Source organism: Nostoc sp. 106C (genome assembly GCF_002154725.1).
Lineage (GTDB): Bacteria > Cyanobacteriota > Cyanobacteriia > Cyanobacteriales > Nostocaceae > Aulosira.
The window spans coordinates 1-19,402 of record NZ_MTAW01000109.1 but is presented as its reverse complement, the minus strand read 5'-3'; the positions used below and the strand labels follow the sequence as shown (position 1 = coordinate 19,402).

The 19,402-nt window shown below is 41.9% G+C and carries 13 protein-coding genes and 1 pseudogene; 7 read left to right on the top strand and 7 right to left on the bottom strand.

Translation table 11 applies throughout. From position 1 onward, the window contains the following. Positions 1-98 precede the first annotated feature (98 nt). Both BV375_RS15155 and BV375_RS15150 read right to left on the bottom strand, forming a co-directional pair. Positions 99-284, bottom strand: coding sequence for a hypothetical protein (locus BV375_RS15155; protein WP_086761850.1), 186 nt, complete (start codon positions 282-284; stop codon positions 99-101). 56 nt (positions 285-340) lie between these two features. Then, entirely contained in the window at positions 341-1,408 is a 1,068-nt protein-coding gene (locus BV375_RS15150; RefSeq protein WP_086761848.1) for a glycosyltransferase family 4 protein, read from the bottom strand. A gap of 449 nt (positions 1,409-1,857) precedes the next feature. On the opposite strand from BV375_RS15150, the gene xth reads away from it, so the two are divergent. From xth to BV375_RS15115, 7 genes are all read left to right on the top strand, one after another. Further along, entirely contained in the window at positions 1,858-2,640 is a 783-nt protein-coding gene (xth, locus tag BV375_RS15145) for an exodeoxyribonuclease III (protein WP_086761846.1), read from the top strand. 160 nt (positions 2,641-2,800) lie between these two features. Then, entirely contained in the window at positions 2,801-3,676 is an 876-nt protein-coding gene (locus BV375_RS15140; protein WP_086761844.1) for an SDR family oxidoreductase, read from the top strand. A 100-nt stretch (positions 3,677-3,776) separates the two neighbouring features. Continuing rightward, positions 3,777-5,273 carry an HlyD family efflux transporter periplasmic adaptor subunit gene (locus tag BV375_RS15135; protein WP_086761842.1) on the top strand — a complete coding sequence of 499 codons (1,497 nt, stop codon included), beginning with the start codon at positions 3,777-3,779 and terminating at the stop codon, positions 5,271-5,273. A gap of 142 nt (positions 5,274-5,415) precedes the next feature. Then, positions 5,416-6,279, top strand: a complete 864-nt coding sequence (locus BV375_RS15130) for a Tab2/Atab2 family RNA-binding protein (RefSeq protein ID WP_086761840.1) — start codon at positions 5,416-5,418, stop codon at positions 6,277-6,279. Positions 6,280-6,599: 320 nt separating this feature from the next. After that, positions 6,600-7,913, top strand: coding sequence for a TldD/PmbA family protein (locus BV375_RS15125; RefSeq protein ID WP_086761838.1), 1,314 nt, complete (start codon positions 6,600-6,602; stop codon positions 7,911-7,913). A gap of 1,150 nt (positions 7,914-9,063) precedes the next feature. Next, entirely contained in the window at positions 9,064-11,712 is a 2,649-nt protein-coding gene (locus BV375_RS15120; RefSeq protein ID WP_086761836.1) for an AMP-binding protein, read from the top strand. 1,098 nt (positions 11,713-12,810) lie between these two features. Next, positions 12,811-15,516, top strand: a complete 2,706-nt coding sequence (locus tag BV375_RS15115) for an AMP-binding protein (RefSeq protein ID WP_086761835.1) — start codon at positions 12,811-12,813, stop codon at positions 15,514-15,516. A 214-nt stretch (positions 15,517-15,730) separates the two neighbouring features. Here the strand turns inward: BV375_RS15115 and BV375_RS15110 are convergent, their stop codons facing one another. From BV375_RS15110 to BV375_RS15090, 5 genes and pseudogenes are all read right to left on the bottom strand, one after another. Further along, positions 15,731-16,285, bottom strand: coding sequence for a methylmalonic aciduria and homocystinuria type D protein (locus tag BV375_RS15110; protein WP_208096107.1), 555 nt, complete (start codon positions 16,283-16,285; stop codon positions 15,731-15,733). A 437-nt stretch (positions 16,286-16,722) separates the two neighbouring features. After that, entirely contained in the window at positions 16,723-16,929 is a 207-nt protein-coding gene (locus tag BV375_RS15105; RefSeq protein ID WP_086761831.1) for a glycogen debranching protein, read from the bottom strand. Positions 16,930-17,272: 343 nt separating this feature from the next. Further along, positions 17,273-17,677, bottom strand: coding sequence for a biopolymer transporter ExbD (locus tag BV375_RS15100; RefSeq protein WP_086761829.1), 405 nt, complete (start codon positions 17,675-17,677; stop codon positions 17,273-17,275). After that, positions 17,661-18,314 (bottom strand): MotA/TolQ/ExbB proton channel family protein, encoded by a 654-nt coding sequence (locus BV375_RS15095; protein ID WP_086761827.1) that lies wholly within the window; start codon positions 18,312-18,314, stop codon positions 17,661-17,663. The genes BV375_RS15100 and BV375_RS15095 overlap by 17 nt, the downstream gene beginning before the upstream one ends. A gap of 591 nt (positions 18,315-18,905) precedes the next feature. Continuing rightward, positions 18,906-19,313 (bottom strand): annotated as a pseudogene (locus tag BV375_RS15090) (HlyD family secretion protein); the annotation flags it as partial. Between the last annotated feature and the right edge of the window lie 89 nt (positions 19,314-19,402).

The window sequence follows — 19,402 nt, the reverse complement described above, 5'->3', positions numbered from 1 at the left end:
TTCTAAAACTGCTTAGCTTGAGGGGTCTTACCCTCAATTCGCCAGCAGTATCCTTCAAGAAGTCGGGAATCTTGCAAATACTTTAATCAAACAGATAACTATGTATTTACTGTCGGTTGAGGAAGCACTCCTGCGTTCCGGGTTTCCACATTTGACAGACGATTAATAGTTAATAGTGGTACTTCTTCTCGGCAAGATAGACAAAACCAATAAACTTCGCTATGCCGAACATGGCGCAGGAGGGAACCACCACAACATGGGCAAGTGTTGGTTCTCATACTCATACCGATGTCCTCCTTAAAAAAGATATTGTTGTAAGATGCACAAAAAATTTTGTTGATTAAAACTGAATTTTGGCAGCATGAATGTGCCCATTCAAGTCTATGCGATCTTTAATAATTTGTTGGTAAACTGCTTCATAACCGTTAACCATTTGGGCAACGCTAAAATTCTTTTCTACGTGTTTTCGACAGGCGTATCGATTGAGTTTTAAAGCTTGAGGAATCATCTCGACCATTTGCTCATAGGTTTGACAGACAAAACCTGTTTCACCATGAGCAATAACCTCTGGTACAGAGCCTAGATTCATGGCAATTACAGGTGTACCAGTTGCCATTGATTCAATCATTACCAAACCAAAAGGTTCTTGCCAGGTAATTGGAAAAAGAGTGATTGCAGCATTGCCCAAGAGTTCAGCTTTTTGTGCAAGGTTAACTTCACCTAAATATTCAATTTGCTGACCATCAATATGGGGGGCAATCTCTTGTTCAAAAAACTTCGAGTCTACTACATCAATCTTTCCTGCCATCTTCAAGCGCCAACCACTCTGCTTAGCAATGGCGATCGCATGTTGCGGACCCTTTTCCGGGGAAAAGCGCCCTAAGAAGGCCAAATATTCTGGTTCTTGAGGTTTTTGCTTAAACGGATAATCTTCCAGCTTAATTCCGTTGTAAACAGTGCCAAAATAGTTTAAATCTATCTGCCGCTGTGCGTCACTGATACTGATATATGGTTGCTTTTTATGGTGGCTAAATGCCTTGCGGTTATCCTTTGTAAAGCTGCCGTGCAAAGTATGTACTGTGGGAGTTGGTACTAAACTCGCTAAAGATAGTGCCGAAATTCCTACATGGGAGTGAATAATGTCGAATTCTTGCGATCGCTGATAAACTTGGCTAAGTTCAAGCATTTCGTACACTGCATACTCTTTGACATTCGGGTCTAAGCGCAATGCTTGCGGATAAACTGCTTCTAAATTAGCCAGAGTTTGGGAATCACCAGAGGCGAATAAAGTGACTTCATGACCGCGAAGAACTAGTTCATCGGTCAAGTGACTCACTACCAGTTCAATTCCTCCGTATGTTGGAGGTGGAACTCGTTCCCATAAGGGGGCGACTTGAGCGATTTTCATATGTTTTGGTTCAGCCGATTAAATAGCTCTCAATATGAGAACTTACGTCAATGTTTGAGGGCAAAGAATTTATACTTAATCTTCTGAAATTTAAATTAACCAAAACTATGCTTGCAAATGCAATATCGGTTAACCGTACCGCCGAAACAGCACCCATAAATTTCAGTTATTCAGTAATTGCCGCCAAGCGACTACAATACAAAGATACAATAGACTGTTAACTCCTTTCATCTGTCTTGGGGATCATTAGACAATTGCCTATTTTGTAACTTAACCTACTGAATATCAAATTTTGTAGCTGAGAATACTAAATTTTCTTTTGGGATCAATTATTTCCAAGGCTGATTTCAGGAAAAGTGCTTCAATCCTAGAGAAACTATGAATATTAAATAAATCTAAAAACCATCTAATTATTGATTAAATAATTAATTTATGTAAATAAATACTCAATGAAAATTGCTACTTGGAACGTTAATTCAATTCGCACTCGCCTAGAACAAGTTATTGATTGGTTAAACCAAAATCCGGTTGATGTACTCTGCTTGCAAGAAACGAAAGTTGTAGATGCAGATTTTCCGCGATCGCCCTTTGAAAAATTAGGCTATCAAGTTTATTTCTCAGGACAAAAAGCATACAACGGTGTAGCTTTCATCAGCCGTAAACCGCTTTTAGATGTCAGTACTGGCTTCACATCAATTGTGCCCAATTTACAACCAGAATGGGACGAACAAAAACGGGTAATAACGGGAATTATTGATAACGTTAGGATTGTTAATCTCTATGTTCCCAACGGTTCAGCAGTAGGTAGTGAAAAATACGAATTTAAATTGCGTTGGTTAACAGTGTTGCGTGAGTATTTACAACTGCTACTAAAATCACAAAGTGCCATCTGTATGTGCGGTGACTTTAATATTGCTTTAGAAGCAAAAGATATTCACGATAAAGTTAAAGCCGACAATCACATCATGGCATCAGAATCAGAGCGCCAAGCTCTAAGAGATATACTGACATTGGGATTTGCCGATGCTTTTCGCAAATTTACTCAAGAAGGCGGAAACTACAGTTGGTGGGACTATCGCGCCGCTTCCTTCCAGCGTAATTTAGGTTGGCGGATTGACCACCATTATCTAACACCAGTACTGTATGAGAATGCTAAAAGCTGCATTATCGATGTTGCACCGAGAAAATTACCCCAACCTAGCGACCATACACCAGTAATTGTGGAATTTTAAGAAGGGACATGAGCGGGACAAAGAGATGCGGGGAGACCAGGACGCGGAGAAATAACAAATAACTATTGACTCTTAACTGCCCCATGCCCAATTCCCTTTTTTAGATTAGGGTGTAGATGGAATTTATAATCTCAAAACCTAAATCTAAAATCCTTGTTCTATGATTCTAGTCACTGGAGCAACAGGAGGAATCGGTCGCAAAGTCGTGCGACTGTTACGCCAACAGGAGAAGCCAGTGCGGGCATTTGTTCGCCTGACTTCTCGTTACAGCGAATTAGAACACCGAGGATCTGAAATCTTTATCGGTGATTTACGGCGGGAAAAAGATATTCAGCAAGCTTGTCGCGGTGTTCAGTATATTGTCAGCGCCCACGGTTCTGATAGCGATGCTTTATCCCTAGATTATCGCGCCAATATTGAACTCATTGATCAAGCAAAAGCAAATGAAGTCAAACATTTCGTTTTCATTTCTGTACTAGGTGCCGATCGGGGGTATGAAGATGCTCCTGTATTCAAAGCTAAACGCGCAGTAGAGAAATATTTGGAAGCTAGTGGCGTTAATTACACTATTTTACGTCCGGCTGGATTAGCATCGAACTTGCTAACATTAGCAGAACGGTTTCGCGAAACAGGGTTGTATCTGCTGATTGGCGACCCCAAAAATCGGACTTCGATTCTAAGTACAGATGATTTGGCCAAGATGGTGGTGGATTCTTTGACAGTTGAAGGCGCTCGCAACCAGACTTTAGCAGTAGGAGGTCCAGAAATTTTACTGCGTGGGGATATTCCCCAAATCTTTGGTCGCATCTTCAACAAAGAACCAATAGTAATTAACCCGCCATTATTTGCCATTGATGGATTAAGAAGTGCTTTAGGTTTATTTAATGCCCAAACACAAAAAGCCTTGGGAACCTATCGTACTTTGCTCGCCAGTGAATTTTTCTGCACAAAAGAAGAAATCGCCAACTTAGAGAGAATTTATAGCTTTAAATTGGAGACATTAGAAAATTTTGTGCGGCGTTATTTAGCAGTGTGAAGTAGATAGAAGTCATAAGTCATTGGTCATTTGTCGTTAGTACCCAAACAAATGACTAATGACCAAGGACAAATGACAAAGGATAAATAACAAAAATTCTATGAAATATTCCCTAGTTGCGAATGCTACTCAAGCGCGTCAGACAAAACAGCGATTTGCTAAACCAGACGAACAACTATCTTACGAATTGGGTAAAGCAGTACAGGAATTACCACCGTTATACACCAGATTGTTAGCGGGAACGATCAGCCTAATAGTATTTGGAGCGATCGCCTGGGCACATTTTTCCGAAATCGATGAAGTAGCGATCGCATCAGGGGAATTAATTGCATCTACACAAGTTAGACCAGTCACATCTCTAGGTGGTGGCACAATTATCAAAATCAAAGTCAAAGAAGGCGATCGCGTCACCAGAAATCAAGTCTTAATTCAACGCGACCCAGACTTGAAACAAACTGATGTCAACCGTCTTGCTCAAGCTACCAAGTTGATTCAAGAAGACTTGCAACGTTTAGATGCTGAACGACTTGGAGTTAAAACTACTGGTACTAAACTACAAGATGAACTTTTAAACTCGCGGCTTTCAGACTACCAAGCACGTCAAGCGGCGGCTGAAGCTGAAGCAAATCGCCAGCAAGCAATCATGGAACAGGCGAAAGTGCGACTGACTCGGTTACAAGAAAACCTAGCCAGTGCTAAAAGCAGTTTCGCCAATGCCAAAACTAACCTGGTGAACGCAGAAAGCATCAGTTCTAAAACCGAAGGTAACCTGGCGATCGCTCAAAAAAGAGAAGAAAGCCTGCGTACTCTAGTTTCTCCTGGCGCTGTACCTAGAGTCGATTACCTAGAGGCTCAAGAAAGATTAAATCGTGCTACTACAGACATCACCAGAGCTAAAGATGAGGTAACTAACGCCCAGAATAAAATTATAGAAGCTCAAGATAGAGTCACATCCTTAGAAAAAGATATTGCTGCCCAAGCCCAAGAAATTCGCCAAGCCCAAGAAGCCTATCAAGCTGCGCGCAATCAAGCACAGCGGTTAGCATCAGAACGCCAAAGTGAAATTCTCACCCAAATCAACAAGCGCAAAGAAGAACTCACCAACGTTTCCGGTCAGTTAGAGCAAGCCCAAAAGCAGCAAGACGAAGAAACTATCAAAGCTCCCTTTGCAGGCACAATTTACAAAATCAAAGCCACCAAAGGCCCAGTACAATCGGGTGAAGAGTTACTGTCTATTTTGCCGGAAGGGGAAGAGATGTTATTAGAAGTCAAAGTCCTCAACCGCGATATTGGATTTATTCGCCAGGGGATGAAAGCTAAGGTAAAATTGGCAACTTTTCCCTTTCAAGAATTTGGTGTCATAGATGGCGATGTCGTACAAGTCAGCCCTAATGCCACTACTGATAAAGACTTGGGCTTAGTCTTCCCCACGAGAATTAAGCTGCACAAACACTCAATTAATGTGCGGGGTCAAGAAGTAGCTTTAACTCCAGGGATGGCTGCTAATGGTGAAATTGTGACTCGGAAGAAATCGATTTTGACATTCATTATGGAACCAGTAACACGACGGTTTAGCGAGGCATTTTCTGTGAGATAGTTTGTAACTAGCGCTTTAACGCTAGTTACAAACTATCATTTTTCACTTACTTGTTCCTGTTGATTGATGCCCGTTACTGCCCCAACACTCGTATGATCAGAATGACAGGAACATAATAACAGCCAGATTTTTACCGTAAAACATGGGCAGTATTTGGGAAATCGATTTTTACTCTCGTCCAATTCTGGACGAAAATCAAAAAAAAGTTTGGGAAGTCTTAGTCTGCGAAAGTCCCTTGGATGTCCGCGCGAAAACAGATTCTTTGTTTCGTTATGCTAAATATTGCCCCAGTACTCAGGTAAATTCGGGTTGGTTGCGGACAGCGTTGCAAGAGGCTATTGACCAAGCACCAGAAGCGCCAATCAAAATCCGCTTTTTCCGCCGCCAAATGAACAATATGATTACTAAAGCCTGCCAAGATGTGGGGATTCCTGCTCAACCTAGCCGCCACACTTTGGTTCTCAACCAATGGCTAAACCAGAGATTCGAGGAGGTGTATCCTAATGAACCAGGGTATCAAGCGGGTACTAATCCTTCGGTGCGCTTGGAAAATCCTTTGCCTCAACGTTTACCAGATGCTTTAGAAGCGAATAAATGGATATTTGTCTCCTTAGAAGCTTCAGATTTAATGGATATGCCAGAATGGGAAATTGGCTTTGGTGAAGCTTTTCCCCTAGAATTGGCGCAAGTATCATCCGAAACCCGCATTCCTGGTGTTTTGATTTTCTCACCCAGAGCCTTGCCTATAGCAGGCTGGATGTCTGGTTTGGATTTAGCTTACTTAAAATTTGACACAGGTGTTGGTGCAAGATTACTGTTAGAAACTGGTGTGACAGAAAGCTGGATTTTGGCAAATATCAAAAACCCTCAAACTTTAGCCGAAGCCAAAGGTTTTGAAGAAGCCAAGCAAAAAGCTAATGGAGTGCATTTTATCGGCGTACAGTCCGATCCTCAAGCAGAATCTTTTGCCGGATTTTGGCTGTTGCAAGAGATCAATCTGCCGTAAATTAGTGGCAGAGTAGTGGAGGAAACGGCATGAGGATCAACGGCAAGGGTAAAGATCACCTTGACGAATGACTAGTGATTGCTGACTAATTACTAGTAAATAATCCAAAAGGGCAAGGGCTGATACATGTCGATGATTTGGGATAATGATCTGCGCGGCAGTTGCTACCCTGCGGCAAGCCCTCCTTCGGGGGTCTACAAGTCGGTAAAGTCGAGGACACTTGCTTCAACGCAGGAAACCTCCACAACGCGCTGGCTCCGCAACGCACTGCCTTGTCCATCTGCGGTTCAAAATCCACAATCCATAATTTACCAAGGGTCATGGGTTCTGAAAATTTGTCACAAGATACGCTAGCAGAACATCTGCTGGAACTAGCGATTAAGTCTGGAGCAGAAGCAGCTGAAGTGTATCAGTCGCGATCGCTTTCTCGACCAATATTTTTTGAGGCCAACCGTCTCAAACAGCTAGAAACCAGCCAATCTGAAGGTACAGCACTACGACTGTGGCGCAACGGGCGTCCCGGACTTACTGTGGCTTACGGTGCGGTAGAACCGCAAGCGATGGTAGAACGCTCTCTAGCCTTGAGTCAACTTAATCAACCAGAACCAGTCGAGTTGGGCCGTAACTCTAAGCCATCCTACCCAGACTTAGGTAAAAGTGTGCCGATAGAGGTTTTGGTGAATTGGGGCAAAGAAGCGATCGCTCTGGTTCGAGATGCTTATCCAGACGTACTTTGCAATAGTGACTGGGAATGTGATGTGGAAAATACTAGGCTTGTCAATACCGCAGGTCTAGATTGTTACTATACAGATACAACCTTGAGCTGCTATATGTCAGCCGAATGGGTACGGGGCGACGATTTTTTGAGTGTTTCTGATGGTCAAACTCAACGGGACGAACTTGACCCAGAAAAATTAGCCTACCAAATTTTACAAAGGTTGATTTGGGCTAGAGAAAACGTCGCACCCCCTAGTGGTCGTGTTCCAGTTTTATTCACGTCTAAAGCTGCTGATATGCTTTGGGGTACGGTGCAAGCGGCGTTGAATGGCAAACGCGTTCTAGAAAAAGCTTCTCCCTGGGCCGAACGCTTGGGTAAGCCAGTCGTTGCACCCAGTCTCACCCTTTACCAAGACCCCCAAGCCGGGCCTTACAGTTGCCCTTTTGATGATGAAGGTTCTCCTACCAAGTCTTTAGTATTTATTCAAGATGGAGTTTTACAGCATTTTTATTGCGATCGCACTACCGGACGACAATTAGGTATTGTTAGCACAGGTAATGGTTTTCGCCCCAGCTTAGGTAGCTATCCCTCTCCTGGGTTATTTAATTTCCTGATTCAGCCCAGTTCTGCATCACTGCAAGATTTGATTCAACAAATGGATGATGGCTTGATTGTCGATCAAATGTTAGGTGCAGGTGGTGGCATTTCTGGTGACTTTTCCATCAATATTGATTTAGGCTATCGCGTACAAAATGGTCAGGTAATTGGGCGCGTTAAAGATACGATGGTTGCTGGCAACATCTACTCAGCTCTCAAACAATTAGTTACCCTAGGTGGCGATGCTGACTGGAATGGCTCTTGTTATACTCCCTCTCTCATAGTAGAGGGACTTTCAACTACTAGTAGAAATAATTAAAATTCACTAACTAACATTTAAGCGGTTCTAAAGTACGTTACAGTTCGCTATAACGCATAGATTTTAATGGTACGTTAAAACAAAAATATTTATCAAGAAAGGCAGAGGGTAGGAGGCAGCTATGCTGAAGGAAATTCTGATTCCTGTTACGCCACTTGCTCCACTTGGGTAAAGCCCAAGACGGCAGTGGCTCCTCTGCCCGTGACCGTAGGGAACTTCAGTTTAAGCACGGAGCCAAATTAAAAATTTGGTGGCTCCTATTCAGCTATAGGTCTGAATCCTATAGCTGAATAAAACCTTCTGCCTTCCTCAATAACCGTATTTTCAAGTCAGCTTGTGTTACGACACAAGCTGACAGCGACGTAGCAGCGTCGGTAGTCCTTTGCAAAGGCTACCCCTTTGCCAATATCCGTAGGCGCGTTTGTCTTTAGTGCTGCCGCAGATTAGGTAGCTTACCGCAAGGGCATTCAAAATTCAGAATGTAGAAGTAACACAGAGTGTACCTCATGTACTTGCAAAACGCTGTATCTCATCAGGCTTTGCAGAATTGCTCAAAATAATAGGTTGAAAAACAGCAAGGCCACCATAACGCTTTCACCACCTAATTCATAATTAAGCATTATTTTGGCTTTTGAATTTTAGATTTAAAGGACTGAACACAAAGCTTTTCCCAAATCCTAAAAATTCATACCTAGGGAGGGTGACATTTTTATCAATTTGCAAATTTGTGAGCCAATTATTTGCGCCTAGTTAATACCACTTTATAGTTATAACTTTGGATTGATTGTGTATGAATTGCAGCATCAGCCTTTGATCATTCATAAGCTATAATCTATGTTCAAATTGACCATAATAGTCAGCCAAACCTTGCTCTATTAATAATTTATTTAGTTAAATACTCGCTATTATCTATGCTAATTTAAGTTGAAAAATTCAAATTAAAAGATTTTTTATTTTTTAATTTGTCTGATTGGGATAGTAGTTAATCACTAAAGTGTCTTTATCCTTACTTCATAAATTAGCTAGTAATTGCAAGGATGTTTTAAAGTCTAGGTGAATTTAGCTTCATATTACGTAAGTATATGCATAAATATTGAAATAATTGCTGAGGAAAGCAACCAGATACCATAAATTAGAATATTAACGAACAATGGCAATACAAGAACTAGAAAATACAGATTCAATTATTGCTACTTCTATTGGTAATTCAAAGAATTGGACCATTGAGCAATTAATTATAGATAGCGTCAGACACAATCCGGGAGCTACAGCGATCGCATCTCCTGGTCGTCCTCCGCTGACATACACTCGCCTTTATGACCACATCCAGAATGTCATTGCCACCTTAAATGCAAAAGGCTTGGGTTTGGGCGATCGCATTGCAATTGTGCTACCCAATGGCCCAGAGATGGCGGTTACCTTCTTAGCAGTAGCTGCTGGCGCTACTAGTGCGCCTTTAAACCCAGCTTATAGCGCAGCAGAATTTGACTTTTATTTAGGAGATTTAAATGCAAAAGCACTGATTGTACAATCAGGAATTGATTCTCCCGCAAGACAAGTAGCAGCGGCGCGTAATATCCCAGTTATAGAACTATTGCCATTGGAAGCAGAGGCAGGAATCTTTCAGCTAGTAGGAGAAACTAATTTACCTCCAGTAGAGCGCACTAGTAATAATAACGAGGATATCGCCCTGGTATTGCATACATCAGGCACAACTGCCAGACCTAAAATTGTCCCGCTGACACAGGCTAATTTGTATGCATCAGCGCAAAACATCAAAAAGGCTCTAGATTTGCGGCCAAGCGATCGCTGCTTAAACGTTATGCCCCTATTTCATATTCACGGTTTAAGCACAGTATTTTCTTCCCTAGCGGCGGGAGGTAGTGTAGTCTGCACTCCTAACTTTGATGCAGCAAAGTTTTTTGAGTGGATGAAACAGTGGCACCCCAGTTGGTACACAGCTGTACCAACTATTCATCAGGCGATTTTAGCAGAAGTAGAGGCTCACCGCAGTATCGTCAAGCAATACCCTCTGCGATTTATTCGCTCTGCGTCCTCAGCACTACCACCACAGGTAATGCAGGCGCTAGAACAGTCATTTAAAGTGCCAGTTATCGAAGCCTACGGCATGACGGAAGCTTCCCCGCAAATTACCTCTAATCCCCTACCACCACAAAAGCGGAAATTATATTCAGCAGGTCTTGCTGCGGGTCCAGAAGTGGCGATTATGGATGAAGTAGGAAATCTACTGGTAAATGGTGAACCTGGAGAAGTTGTCATCCGGGGTAGCAATGTCATGGTCGGTTATGAGAATAATCCCACAGCTAACTCAACTGCTTTTACTAATGGGTGGTTTAGGACAGGAGACCAAGGCTATTTAGATAACGAAGGTTACTTATTCATTACAGGAAGGCTGAAAGAACAAATTAATCGCGGTGGCGAGAAAATTTCTCCCAGGGAAGTAGATGAAGTATTACTAGACCACCCAGCAGTAGCCCAAGCAGTAGCTTTTGCAGTTCCCCATCCTACTCTTGGTGAGGATGTAGCAGCAGCAATTGTCCTGCGGCCAAATGTTCACGTTACTGATAGAGAAATTCGTGAATTCGTTGCTACTAAATTGGCTGAGTTTAAAGTTCCCACTCAGATAGTATTTGTAGCAGAAATCCCCAAAGGTTCGACAGGCAAACTTCAGCGCATTGGTTTGGCACAAAAGCTCAAAGAACAATTGCAAGCCAATTACGTTGCACCCAGAACTGAATTAGAAAAGGTGATTGCACAAATCTGGGCTGAGGTACTGAATCTGAAACAGGTAGGAATTTATGATAATTTCTTTGCTTTAGGTGGTGACTCGTTAGTGGCGCTACGTCTGTTCAACAAAATTGAGCAGAAATTGGGCTACAGTCTGCCTATGTCTACCTTGATTCAAGCGTCAACAATTGAACAACTTGTAAATATCATTAGTGACGCTGAATCTTCAGATACTTGGTCACCCTTGGTAGCGATTCAGCCACATGGTTCCCGACCACCGCTATTTTTGATTCATGCAGTTTGGGGTAATGTGCTGTTCTATCGGGATTTGGTGCGTTATCTGCATCCAGAACAACCAGTTTATGGTCTGCAAGCAAAGGGAATTGATGCCCAACAAGCACCCTTAACCTCCCTCAATGAAATGGCCGCTTACTACATTCAGGAAATCCGTCAGGTTCAACCCAATGGTCCCTATTATATCGGCGGCTATTCTTTTGGTGGCATCATAGCTTTTGAAATTGCCCAACAACTAAAAGCTCAGGGAGAATCAATCGGTCTACTATCAGTATTTGATGTCTCATCTCCAGGTTATGCTAAACCGATTCCCAACTCAGATAATGCCAGCTTTTTCCATCTAAGAAAACTTTTGAGTTTGAACATCAAAGACCAGCTAACTTATGTATGGGAGAGGGTCTTTTGGCATTTGCAAATTGGCAAAGCAAGTATGTTTTATCGATTTTACTTGCGCTATATTAAACTTTCACTACCAGATTTGCGACTGTTGCAAGTAGCTTTGGCAAATAATCAAGCGGGTAAAAGCTATGTACCGTCAATCTATCCAGGTCAAGTGACTCTGTTCCGCGCTAGTCAGCAAAATGTCGGGTTAGATGTCGACTTGGAATTAGGCTGGGGTAAGCTAGCGGCTGGCGGGGTGGAAGTCCATCATGTTCCTGGTGCTCACGCCTCTCTCATCCAAGAACCTAACGTACAGGTGATCGCTGAAAAATTCCAGGCTTGTTTAGAGCAGGCACAAGTAAGTAGGTCGGCGTGAATATTTATCTTTGGGATGAGGCAGGAGGGTTTAAGTCTATTTGATTTTTCTTAACATAGTTTTGTTTTTCCACACCGTTCTACTTAGATGTGCTCAAACTTAGCTGCGAATTCAGCGACTCTCCAACAACAATGTAGAGATGGCGCACTTTCTCCCATACATACCAGCAAAGCGTTCCCTTCAACTTTTTAAGTCAATACGGTTCAGTTAAGGTGATAAGAGTTCTCATCTTTTGAACAAAAACCAAGATTTGGGGGATTCTCCCCCAAACCCCCGATTGGGGGACGGTTGCGTCCCCCAAGCCCCCTCCAAAATAATTGTTCGGTTTTTTGTTTAGTAATTATTTGTGAGCTTTGTTGTCAATGAATTTTTTTAACTGAACTGTATTGCTTTTGAAGTAACTTCTGTGTTCTTCGTAGAGTTAGCTCGATCTATACGAGTAGACTAAGGCATCAAGTAAAAATAAGTAGTGCGAGATCTTGCTCGCGCGGGCAAGATGCCCGCAAACTAAACTAGAAGGTTACACCCAGAAACATGAGTATGTTTCTGGGTTTTTAGGTCAATGTGCATTCAACAGACCTTTCTCCCAAGTACCTAAACATCCAGAAATAAAAATAGTTGACAAAAATTATAATTTGTGTATAAGAAATTGATATTTGGCAAATGTAGAAATTTTCAAGTAGCAGTGATGCTATTGATTTTTCATATGTATAGAATGTTCTAAGTGACGGCACAATTTATCACTACATTTTGGATCAGCAATCGCCATAGCATTTTTCTCTCTTCAGAGTAACAAAAATGAGATTGTTCTTTTGAGAAAACCTGATAGTAACCTAATTTAAGGTAAATATAAATCAAGTGTGAAGAGGCTTTGAAGAATTTTTTGCTAATGCCAAATATTAATTACCAGGGATTTTGGCAAGCCCTGTAGATGGAATCTCTTTATAATTACTTTATAAATTACGGGATAATGATATTTATGTATTGAAGGCTTGATGAAGAGCAAAAATTATACCGTAAGTAGCTGTATATCTATTATTAGCTTTTTATAAAAAAAGCCGCGAATAGCTATAGAAAATCTAAGTACACTAAAGACCAATGGCAAAACAAGAGTTGCAAGAGAGAGCCAAGTCAATCTTTGGTACTTCAACAAATTTGACAATTGAGCAGTTAGTTATAGATGGTGTCAGAAAAAATCCAGGTGCCAGAGCGATCGCCGCGCCTGGTCGTTCTCCTCTGACATACGCTCGCCTTTATGACCATATCCAAAATGTCAGTGCAACTTTAAATGCAATGGGATTAGGAGTAGGCGATCGCGTTGCAATTGTACTGCCCAATGGACCAGAGATGGCTGCTGCTTTTTTGGCGGTAGCTGCCTGTACCACTAGTGCCCCTCTCAATCCTGCTTATAGCGCTGAGCAATTTGACTTTTACCTGGGAGATTTGAATGCTAAGGCCTTGATTGTGCAAGCAGGGAAAGACTCCATAGCAAGACAAGTTGCAGCCGCACGTAATATCCCAATTATTGAACTGGTGCCACAGTTGGAGGCAGAAGCGGGAATCTTTGAACTGGTAGGTGAAACCAACTTACCTCCTGTAGAGGGCACTCAAAGTCGGAATGAAGATATTGCTCTAGTTTTGCATACATCAGGAACCACTGTCCGTCCCAAAATAGTGCCACTGACACAAGCTAATTTATATATAGCAGCAGACATTATTAAAAATGCACTAGAGTTAGGGCCAAACGATTGTTGCTTAAACGTTATGCCCCTGTTCCATGTACAGGGGTTATTTATATCAATACTTTCCTCTATCGCATCTGGTGGGAGTGTTGCCTGTGCTCCTGGATTTGATGTTTCACAATTTTTTGCCTGGCTCCAAGCTATGCAAGCAACCTGGTACTCAGCAGTTCCGACCATTCATCAAGCAATTTTGAATGCTACTGATATCCATAAGACCTTAGATAGCATTCCCAAACTGCGATTTATTCGTTCTGGAGGTGCTGCCCTACCACGCCCAGTCATGAAAGCCTTAGAAGAATTCTTCCAGGCTCCAGTACTGGAAGGTTACGGCATGACAGAGACGGGCTGTATAATTGGGCTTAATCCTTTACCACCTCGTCAGCGGAAACCTGGTTCAGTAGGAATTGCTACTGGCATGAAATTAGGCATCATGGATGAGACCGGTAATTTACTACAACCTTATGAAGTCGGGGAGATTGTAGTACAGGGCGGCCATGTGATGCTTGCTTACGAAAATAATCCTGTAGCTAATCAAAACTCTTTTACCAACGGCTGGTTTAGAACTGGAGACCAAGGCTATGTAGATGACGAAGGTTACCTGTTTCTTACAGGAAGGTTGAAGGAGCAAATTAATCGTGGTGGTGAAAAAATTGCTCCTAGGGAAATAGATGATGTCTTGCTAGAGCACCCAGCCATAGACCAAGCAGTAGCCTTTGCAGTTCCGCACCCTACCCTCGGTGAAGATTTGGCAGCAGCAATTGTCTTGCGGCCAAACGCTACTGTTAGCGACAAGGAAATTCGTGAATTTGTTGCTACTAAATTGGCTGGTTTCAAAGTTCCAAATCAAATAGTATTTGTAGCAGAAATCCCCAAAGGTCCCACAGGTAAACTCCAGCGTATTGGTTTGGCACAAAAGCTCAAAGAGCAATTGCAGGCGAATTACATTGCACCCAGAACTGAGGTAGAGAAGGTACTAGCAGAAATTTGGGCTGAGGTACTGAAGCTCGAACAGGTAGGAATTTATGATAATTTCTTTGCGTTAGGTGGCGACTCGTTGCTGGCGGTAAGTCTGTTCAACAAAATTGAGCAGAAATTGGGCTATAGTCTACCTCTGTCTACTTTGATTCCAGCACCCACTGTTGAGCAATTTGCTGATGTAATTCGTCGCGCAGAATCTTCAGAATCTAGCTCATCCCTAGTAGCAATTCGGGCACAAGGTTCTCGACCACCGCTATTTTTGATTCATCCAGTTTGGGGTAATGTGCTGTTGTATCGGGATTTAGTGCGTTATCTGCATCCAGACCAACCTGTTTATGCGCTGCAAGCAAAAGGAATTGATGCCCAACAAGCACCTCTGACTGATTTAAGTGAAATGGCGGCTTACTACATTCAGGAAATTCGTCAGGTTCAACCTAATGGGCCCTATTATATCGGTGGCTATTCTTTTGGCGGCATCATAGCCTTTGAAATGGCTCAACAACTAAAAGCTCAGGAAGAGCAAATTGCGCTACTAGCAATATTTGATGTCTCATCTCCAGGTTATGCTAAACCGATTCCCAACTCAGATGATGCCAGCTTTTTCCATCTAAGAAAACTTTTGAGTTTGAATATTAAAGACCAGCTAACTTATTTGTGGGAGAGGATGTTGTGGCATTTGGAGATTGGCAAAGCAAGTATGTTTTATCGATTTTACTTGCGCTATATTAAACGCTCACTACCAGACTTGCGACTGTTGGAAGTAGCTTTGGCGAATAATCAAGCGGGTAAAAGCTATGTACCGTCAATTTATCCAGGTCAAGTAACTCTGTTCCGCGCTAGTCAGCAAAATGTCGGGTTAGATGTCGACTTGGAATTAGGCTGGGGTAAGCTAGCGGCTGGCGGAGTGGAACTTCATCATGTACCTGGCTCTCATGCTTCCCATATCCAAGAACCTAACGTACAGGTGCTTGCTAAAAAATTCCAGGCTTGCTTAGATAAAGCACAACTAGATGCGCTAGAGTTTAGCCACAAAATCAACGACTTTGAAACAAAGAGTTATATCGATTCTCCCGCAAAGCACTAAAGATGACAAACTCTTCCCTCGATTAGTTCGACGGTGTTATCTACCAATACCCCGATTCATTTTTTTTAGTGACAAAACTCGGATCTGATTCTTTTGATCATCTAACAACATAGCATCAAGTAACCAAGTACCTTAAATTGTTGCTGAATCAGCAGCGATCGCTTTTTTATGCCAGGGGCGTCTCAATTATCCCAGTTTCAGCTTACATCTACTATTAACTAACTTCTTGCCATTCATGCATAGGTGCTATGCTTTTGATAGCCCATTCAATCATGATTGGAGGAGCCTCGGAAATGATGATGCTGGGATAAACTGCTGCACCCCAGTTCGGATGTACTAGCACACGGCATTTATTTTTAATGACTGGGTAATTGAGTAAAGCTTTCACCACTGCTGTATCGTCATGAGGAACGCTTCCCGGATGAGAAAGTAATGGATAGCCTGTGCGGGGATCTATGAGGTCTGTTAAATAGTTGCGATCGCGGAGATTAAATGCCAAATCACAACCAAACCGCATAAACTTTTCTCGTAGGCGTTCTTTCTCGCTTTCGATTACTGCTGTACTTTCATGAAGTGAATATCGTGATTGCTGTAAAATAATCACTACCCATAAAAAAGACTGTTGTTTCCAATCTGGTAATATCCGTTCGCAGTTGGCACAGATATACTGGCTAGGAGAATGAATCGAAATCTGAATAGCTTGTCCCGTTTTGCCAACCAAATGAATGGGATAGCTTTGCTCCGAAGAGTAAACTTTGGAATAGTTCACTACATTGATTCGGTTTTTGCAAATTTTTGACTTTAATCTTCGGTATTAATAATAACTCTTAAAACTTTATAAAAAGCATTAATTTTCCAGAATGTTTGAGTTATTTTACTAATTTGTGGGTGAAGTGTTAAGTTTTAATCAGATTTTTATCTTTTATTAACTTAATTCCCATCAAATTGATTTCTTTGGGAGTAAATCTCCTCTATCTGCAAAGTTTATGTAGGTCAAGAATTCATCTATATTAGTCAACCTACATCCGAAACTAACATGTATCTCTCAAGTAAATAGTGCTCACAGCACAAATTATATGACTTCCTGGCCAGGAGTCATACCTTGTTGTTTTCTCAAGCCAAGAGCGTAAGTATTGTACACACAACAAAAACCACAAAACTTCAACGGTGAAGTTATGTTTTGTGGCTAAATTCCTTAAGACTTCATTAATCTAGCTTTAAAGCATTGACTGGAACATCATCCCAAGAATCAACCATGCGCAATTGTGCTATCCAGCCGGCTGCTTTTTGTTTGTCACTTAAATTATCCTCAAAGGATTCATGACAGTCTTGAGCTTGAGACTCGTTACAACAGGCGATACAAGCATGAATCATGCCTGACGGATCAATTTGCTCGTTTACCCAAATAGTCATGGAGTTTGTCCTCAACAACTGTAGTGAAAAAAGCGATTTGTCCTTCTAGAATACTATTAAAGCTGAAAATTGCAGAGTTGCTAAAAAGTTAGCCACTTTTGTTAGTTAAGAATCATAAATAAACCTTGTCCAAGTTTAGAACTAGCGTTTTTCTAAAGAAAACAGGGAACAAAACCCAATCAACAAAAAAGTATGGTTTTCAAAGTAGACGTGGTTTAGCAGTTCTAATTTTGTAATAGCACAAGAATTATGGTGTTAGGGAAAAGGTTAAAGCTAATCGAGAAAAAGATTTATCCCTTAACCTTTTACTTTTATCCAACAAATGATTTTTTTGATTAACCTGTTATGGTTTTTGGGTAGCGATCGCTAATTTAGCTCCCTGCACCTGACGTAACCGATCCATAACGGCTACTACCTGACCGTGATGAACTTGCTCATCGGCGTTGATGATTACTAAAGCTTCTTTATTTGTACCCATCAATGTACGTACTTGTTCTGCTAACACATTAAGAGTAACCGATTTGCGGTTCAAGCTAATTTTGCCAGCTGCGTCTACAGTGACATTAATTGGCTCAGTTGATGCTTGTTGTTGTGCCGACGTCGCCTTAGGTAAATTAACTGGTAAACCTTCAGACCGAGTTAAAAACAAAGTTGACATGATAAAAAATGTTAATATCGCAAAGATGACATCAATCATCGGCACGATGTTAATTTGTGGTGGCAAATCTGGTTCATCTGGTAGGCGCATAGGATTTCTCTCCTCTTTCATAGCGACGACGGTACAGTAATTCTAACTGTCCGCCATACTCCTGAATCCAAGCGATCTGGCGCAGGTAGAGTCCTCGGAAGGTATTAGCAAATAAAAGTGTAAAGATAGCAACGACCAATCCTGAGGCTGTAGATACCAAGGCTTCACTAATCCCTCCAGTGACGCCTGTTGTTTTCGCACCCCCGACATCACCGATATTGAGGGAGGCAAAGGAGGCAATTAATCCTAAAACAGTACCGAGAAGCCCTAACAGGGGTGCAAGACCGATAATTGTCTCAAAAATGTTTTGAAAGCGCTTCAGCAAAGGAATTTCCGCTTGTGCTTCACTTTCTAATGCCAACCGAAATTCCTCTGGAGTTGGTTCCTCCAATTCTAAAGCTGCTAGAAAAATACGAGACATAGGTAAATCAGTATTTTGCTGCAACTTATCTAAAGCTCCAACTACATTATCTAGGCGATAAAGCTGTAGTACCTCCCGCACTACTCGGTTTTGTCGATTATTTATCTTTACCCAAAATATGACTCGTTCGATAATTAGCGCCCCTGCCAATACCGAAAATCCTAACAGCGGCCACATGACCACGCCGCCTGCCGTAAATACGTTGCCAATTTCCATCTCTGATTTTTCCACTCCTCAACAATGTTAGACTAACTGTAAATCTTAACTTTGTAGTGGCATGACATAGTTCATACGTGTCAACTTAACGTGAAACCCTTGTTATAAGGTGATTTTGTATTCACTCACCTACCATTACGATCCTCGTCACCCCACCCCAGTTTTGTCTAAAGCCAAAACTTCCCCTCCCCGCCTGCGGAGAGAAGTTGCGTGCGGGGGTTCCCCCCCGTTGAGCAAACTTCGGGGGAGGGGATTAAGGGGTGGGGTAAAACGTATGTGGGATAAGCGTTGAGCTTAAGTTGACACCAATGGACATAGTTAAAATCAGGCATTAAAATTTAAATGAAAATAACCGCAGATACACACTGACAAACCTTGCTCAAAGAGTTTTTGTTAATACATCCAATTAATTGCGCCACCACAGAGAGTCAAAACTTTTTATAGTAGGTAATTCCCAGATCCAAGAATTATTAATCTTTTATTTAATACTTATTACATTTTCCTAGCAACATCTATGTCATCACTTTTTGATTGCCCATCTTCCATATAAATAATGCGATCGCTATAGCCCATTGCTTTGAGTGTGGCGTACTGACCAGTAATTACTGTCTGTTGCCCCAGTTTCACTTTGCCAATATCAGTCTGATAAACTTCTGCTACCGCAATCATCTAGTCAGTTTGGGCGAAATCTGCAATACCAGCATCACCATTTTTTTCACTAGCGCGGTAATGAATTTTGAGAATTTGCCTTGAGGTTGGTAATTTGATATAAACTGCTGCTAAGTCGGTTTGGGAATGTTTGAAGGAGGCGATCGCCTTGAGACTCTGCCTGTAACCGTTCTACAGTTACTTGCTGTGCCTGAATTTTTCCTGTTTTTGCCCCCGCTTTCACTTGCGTGAGTTTAGCTTGGGCGACTTAGACTTGTTTTTGCGCTTGTAGTACCGCAGTTTGCAAGCGATCGCGTGAATCTAAAATTGCTTAACTTGTCCAGCTTTGATGCGATCGCCATCTAATCTAGGGGTGCAAATAAGCTAATTAACCTGAGTTCGGGTTAAAGTGTTTGAGATAAAAGCCACTCCATCTGAAG

Excerpts from the sequence above, each read along its gene's own strand:
- BV375_RS15155 (WP_086761850.1), bottom strand. The coding sequence starts at position 284 with ATGAGTATGAGAACCAACACTTGCCCATGTTGTGGTGGTTCCCTCCTG.
- BV375_RS15150 (WP_086761848.1), bottom strand. The coding sequence starts at position 1,408 with ATGAAAATCGCTCAAGTCGCCCCCTTATGGGAACGAGTTCCACCTCCA.
- xth (WP_086761846.1), top strand. The coding sequence starts at position 1,858 with ATGAAAATTGCTACTTGGAACGTTAATTCAATTCGCACTCGCCTAGAA.
- BV375_RS15140 (WP_086761844.1), top strand. The coding sequence starts at position 2,801 with ATGATTCTAGTCACTGGAGCAACAGGAGGAATCGGTCGCAAAGTCGTG.
- BV375_RS15135 (WP_086761842.1), top strand. The coding sequence starts at position 3,777 with ATGAAATATTCCCTAGTTGCGAATGCTACTCAAGCGCGTCAGACAAAA.
- BV375_RS15130 (WP_086761840.1), top strand. The coding sequence starts at position 5,416 with ATGGGCAGTATTTGGGAAATCGATTTTTACTCTCGTCCAATTCTGGAC.
- BV375_RS15125 (WP_086761838.1), top strand. The coding sequence starts at position 6,600 with ATGGGTTCTGAAAATTTGTCACAAGATACGCTAGCAGAACATCTGCTG.
- BV375_RS15120 (WP_086761836.1), top strand. The coding sequence starts at position 9,064 with ATGGCAATACAAGAACTAGAAAATACAGATTCAATTATTGCTACTTCT.
- BV375_RS15115 (WP_086761835.1), top strand. The coding sequence starts at position 12,811 with ATGGCAAAACAAGAGTTGCAAGAGAGAGCCAAGTCAATCTTTGGTACT.
- BV375_RS15105 (WP_086761831.1), bottom strand. The coding sequence starts at position 16,929 with ATGACTATTTGGGTAAACGAGCAAATTGATCCGTCAGGCATGATTCAT.
- BV375_RS15100 (WP_086761829.1), bottom strand. The coding sequence starts at position 17,677 with ATGCGCCTACCAGATGAACCAGATTTGCCACCACAAATTAACATCGTG.
- BV375_RS15095 (WP_086761827.1), bottom strand. The coding sequence starts at position 18,314 with ATGGAAATTGGCAACGTATTTACGGCAGGCGGCGTGGTCATGTGGCCG.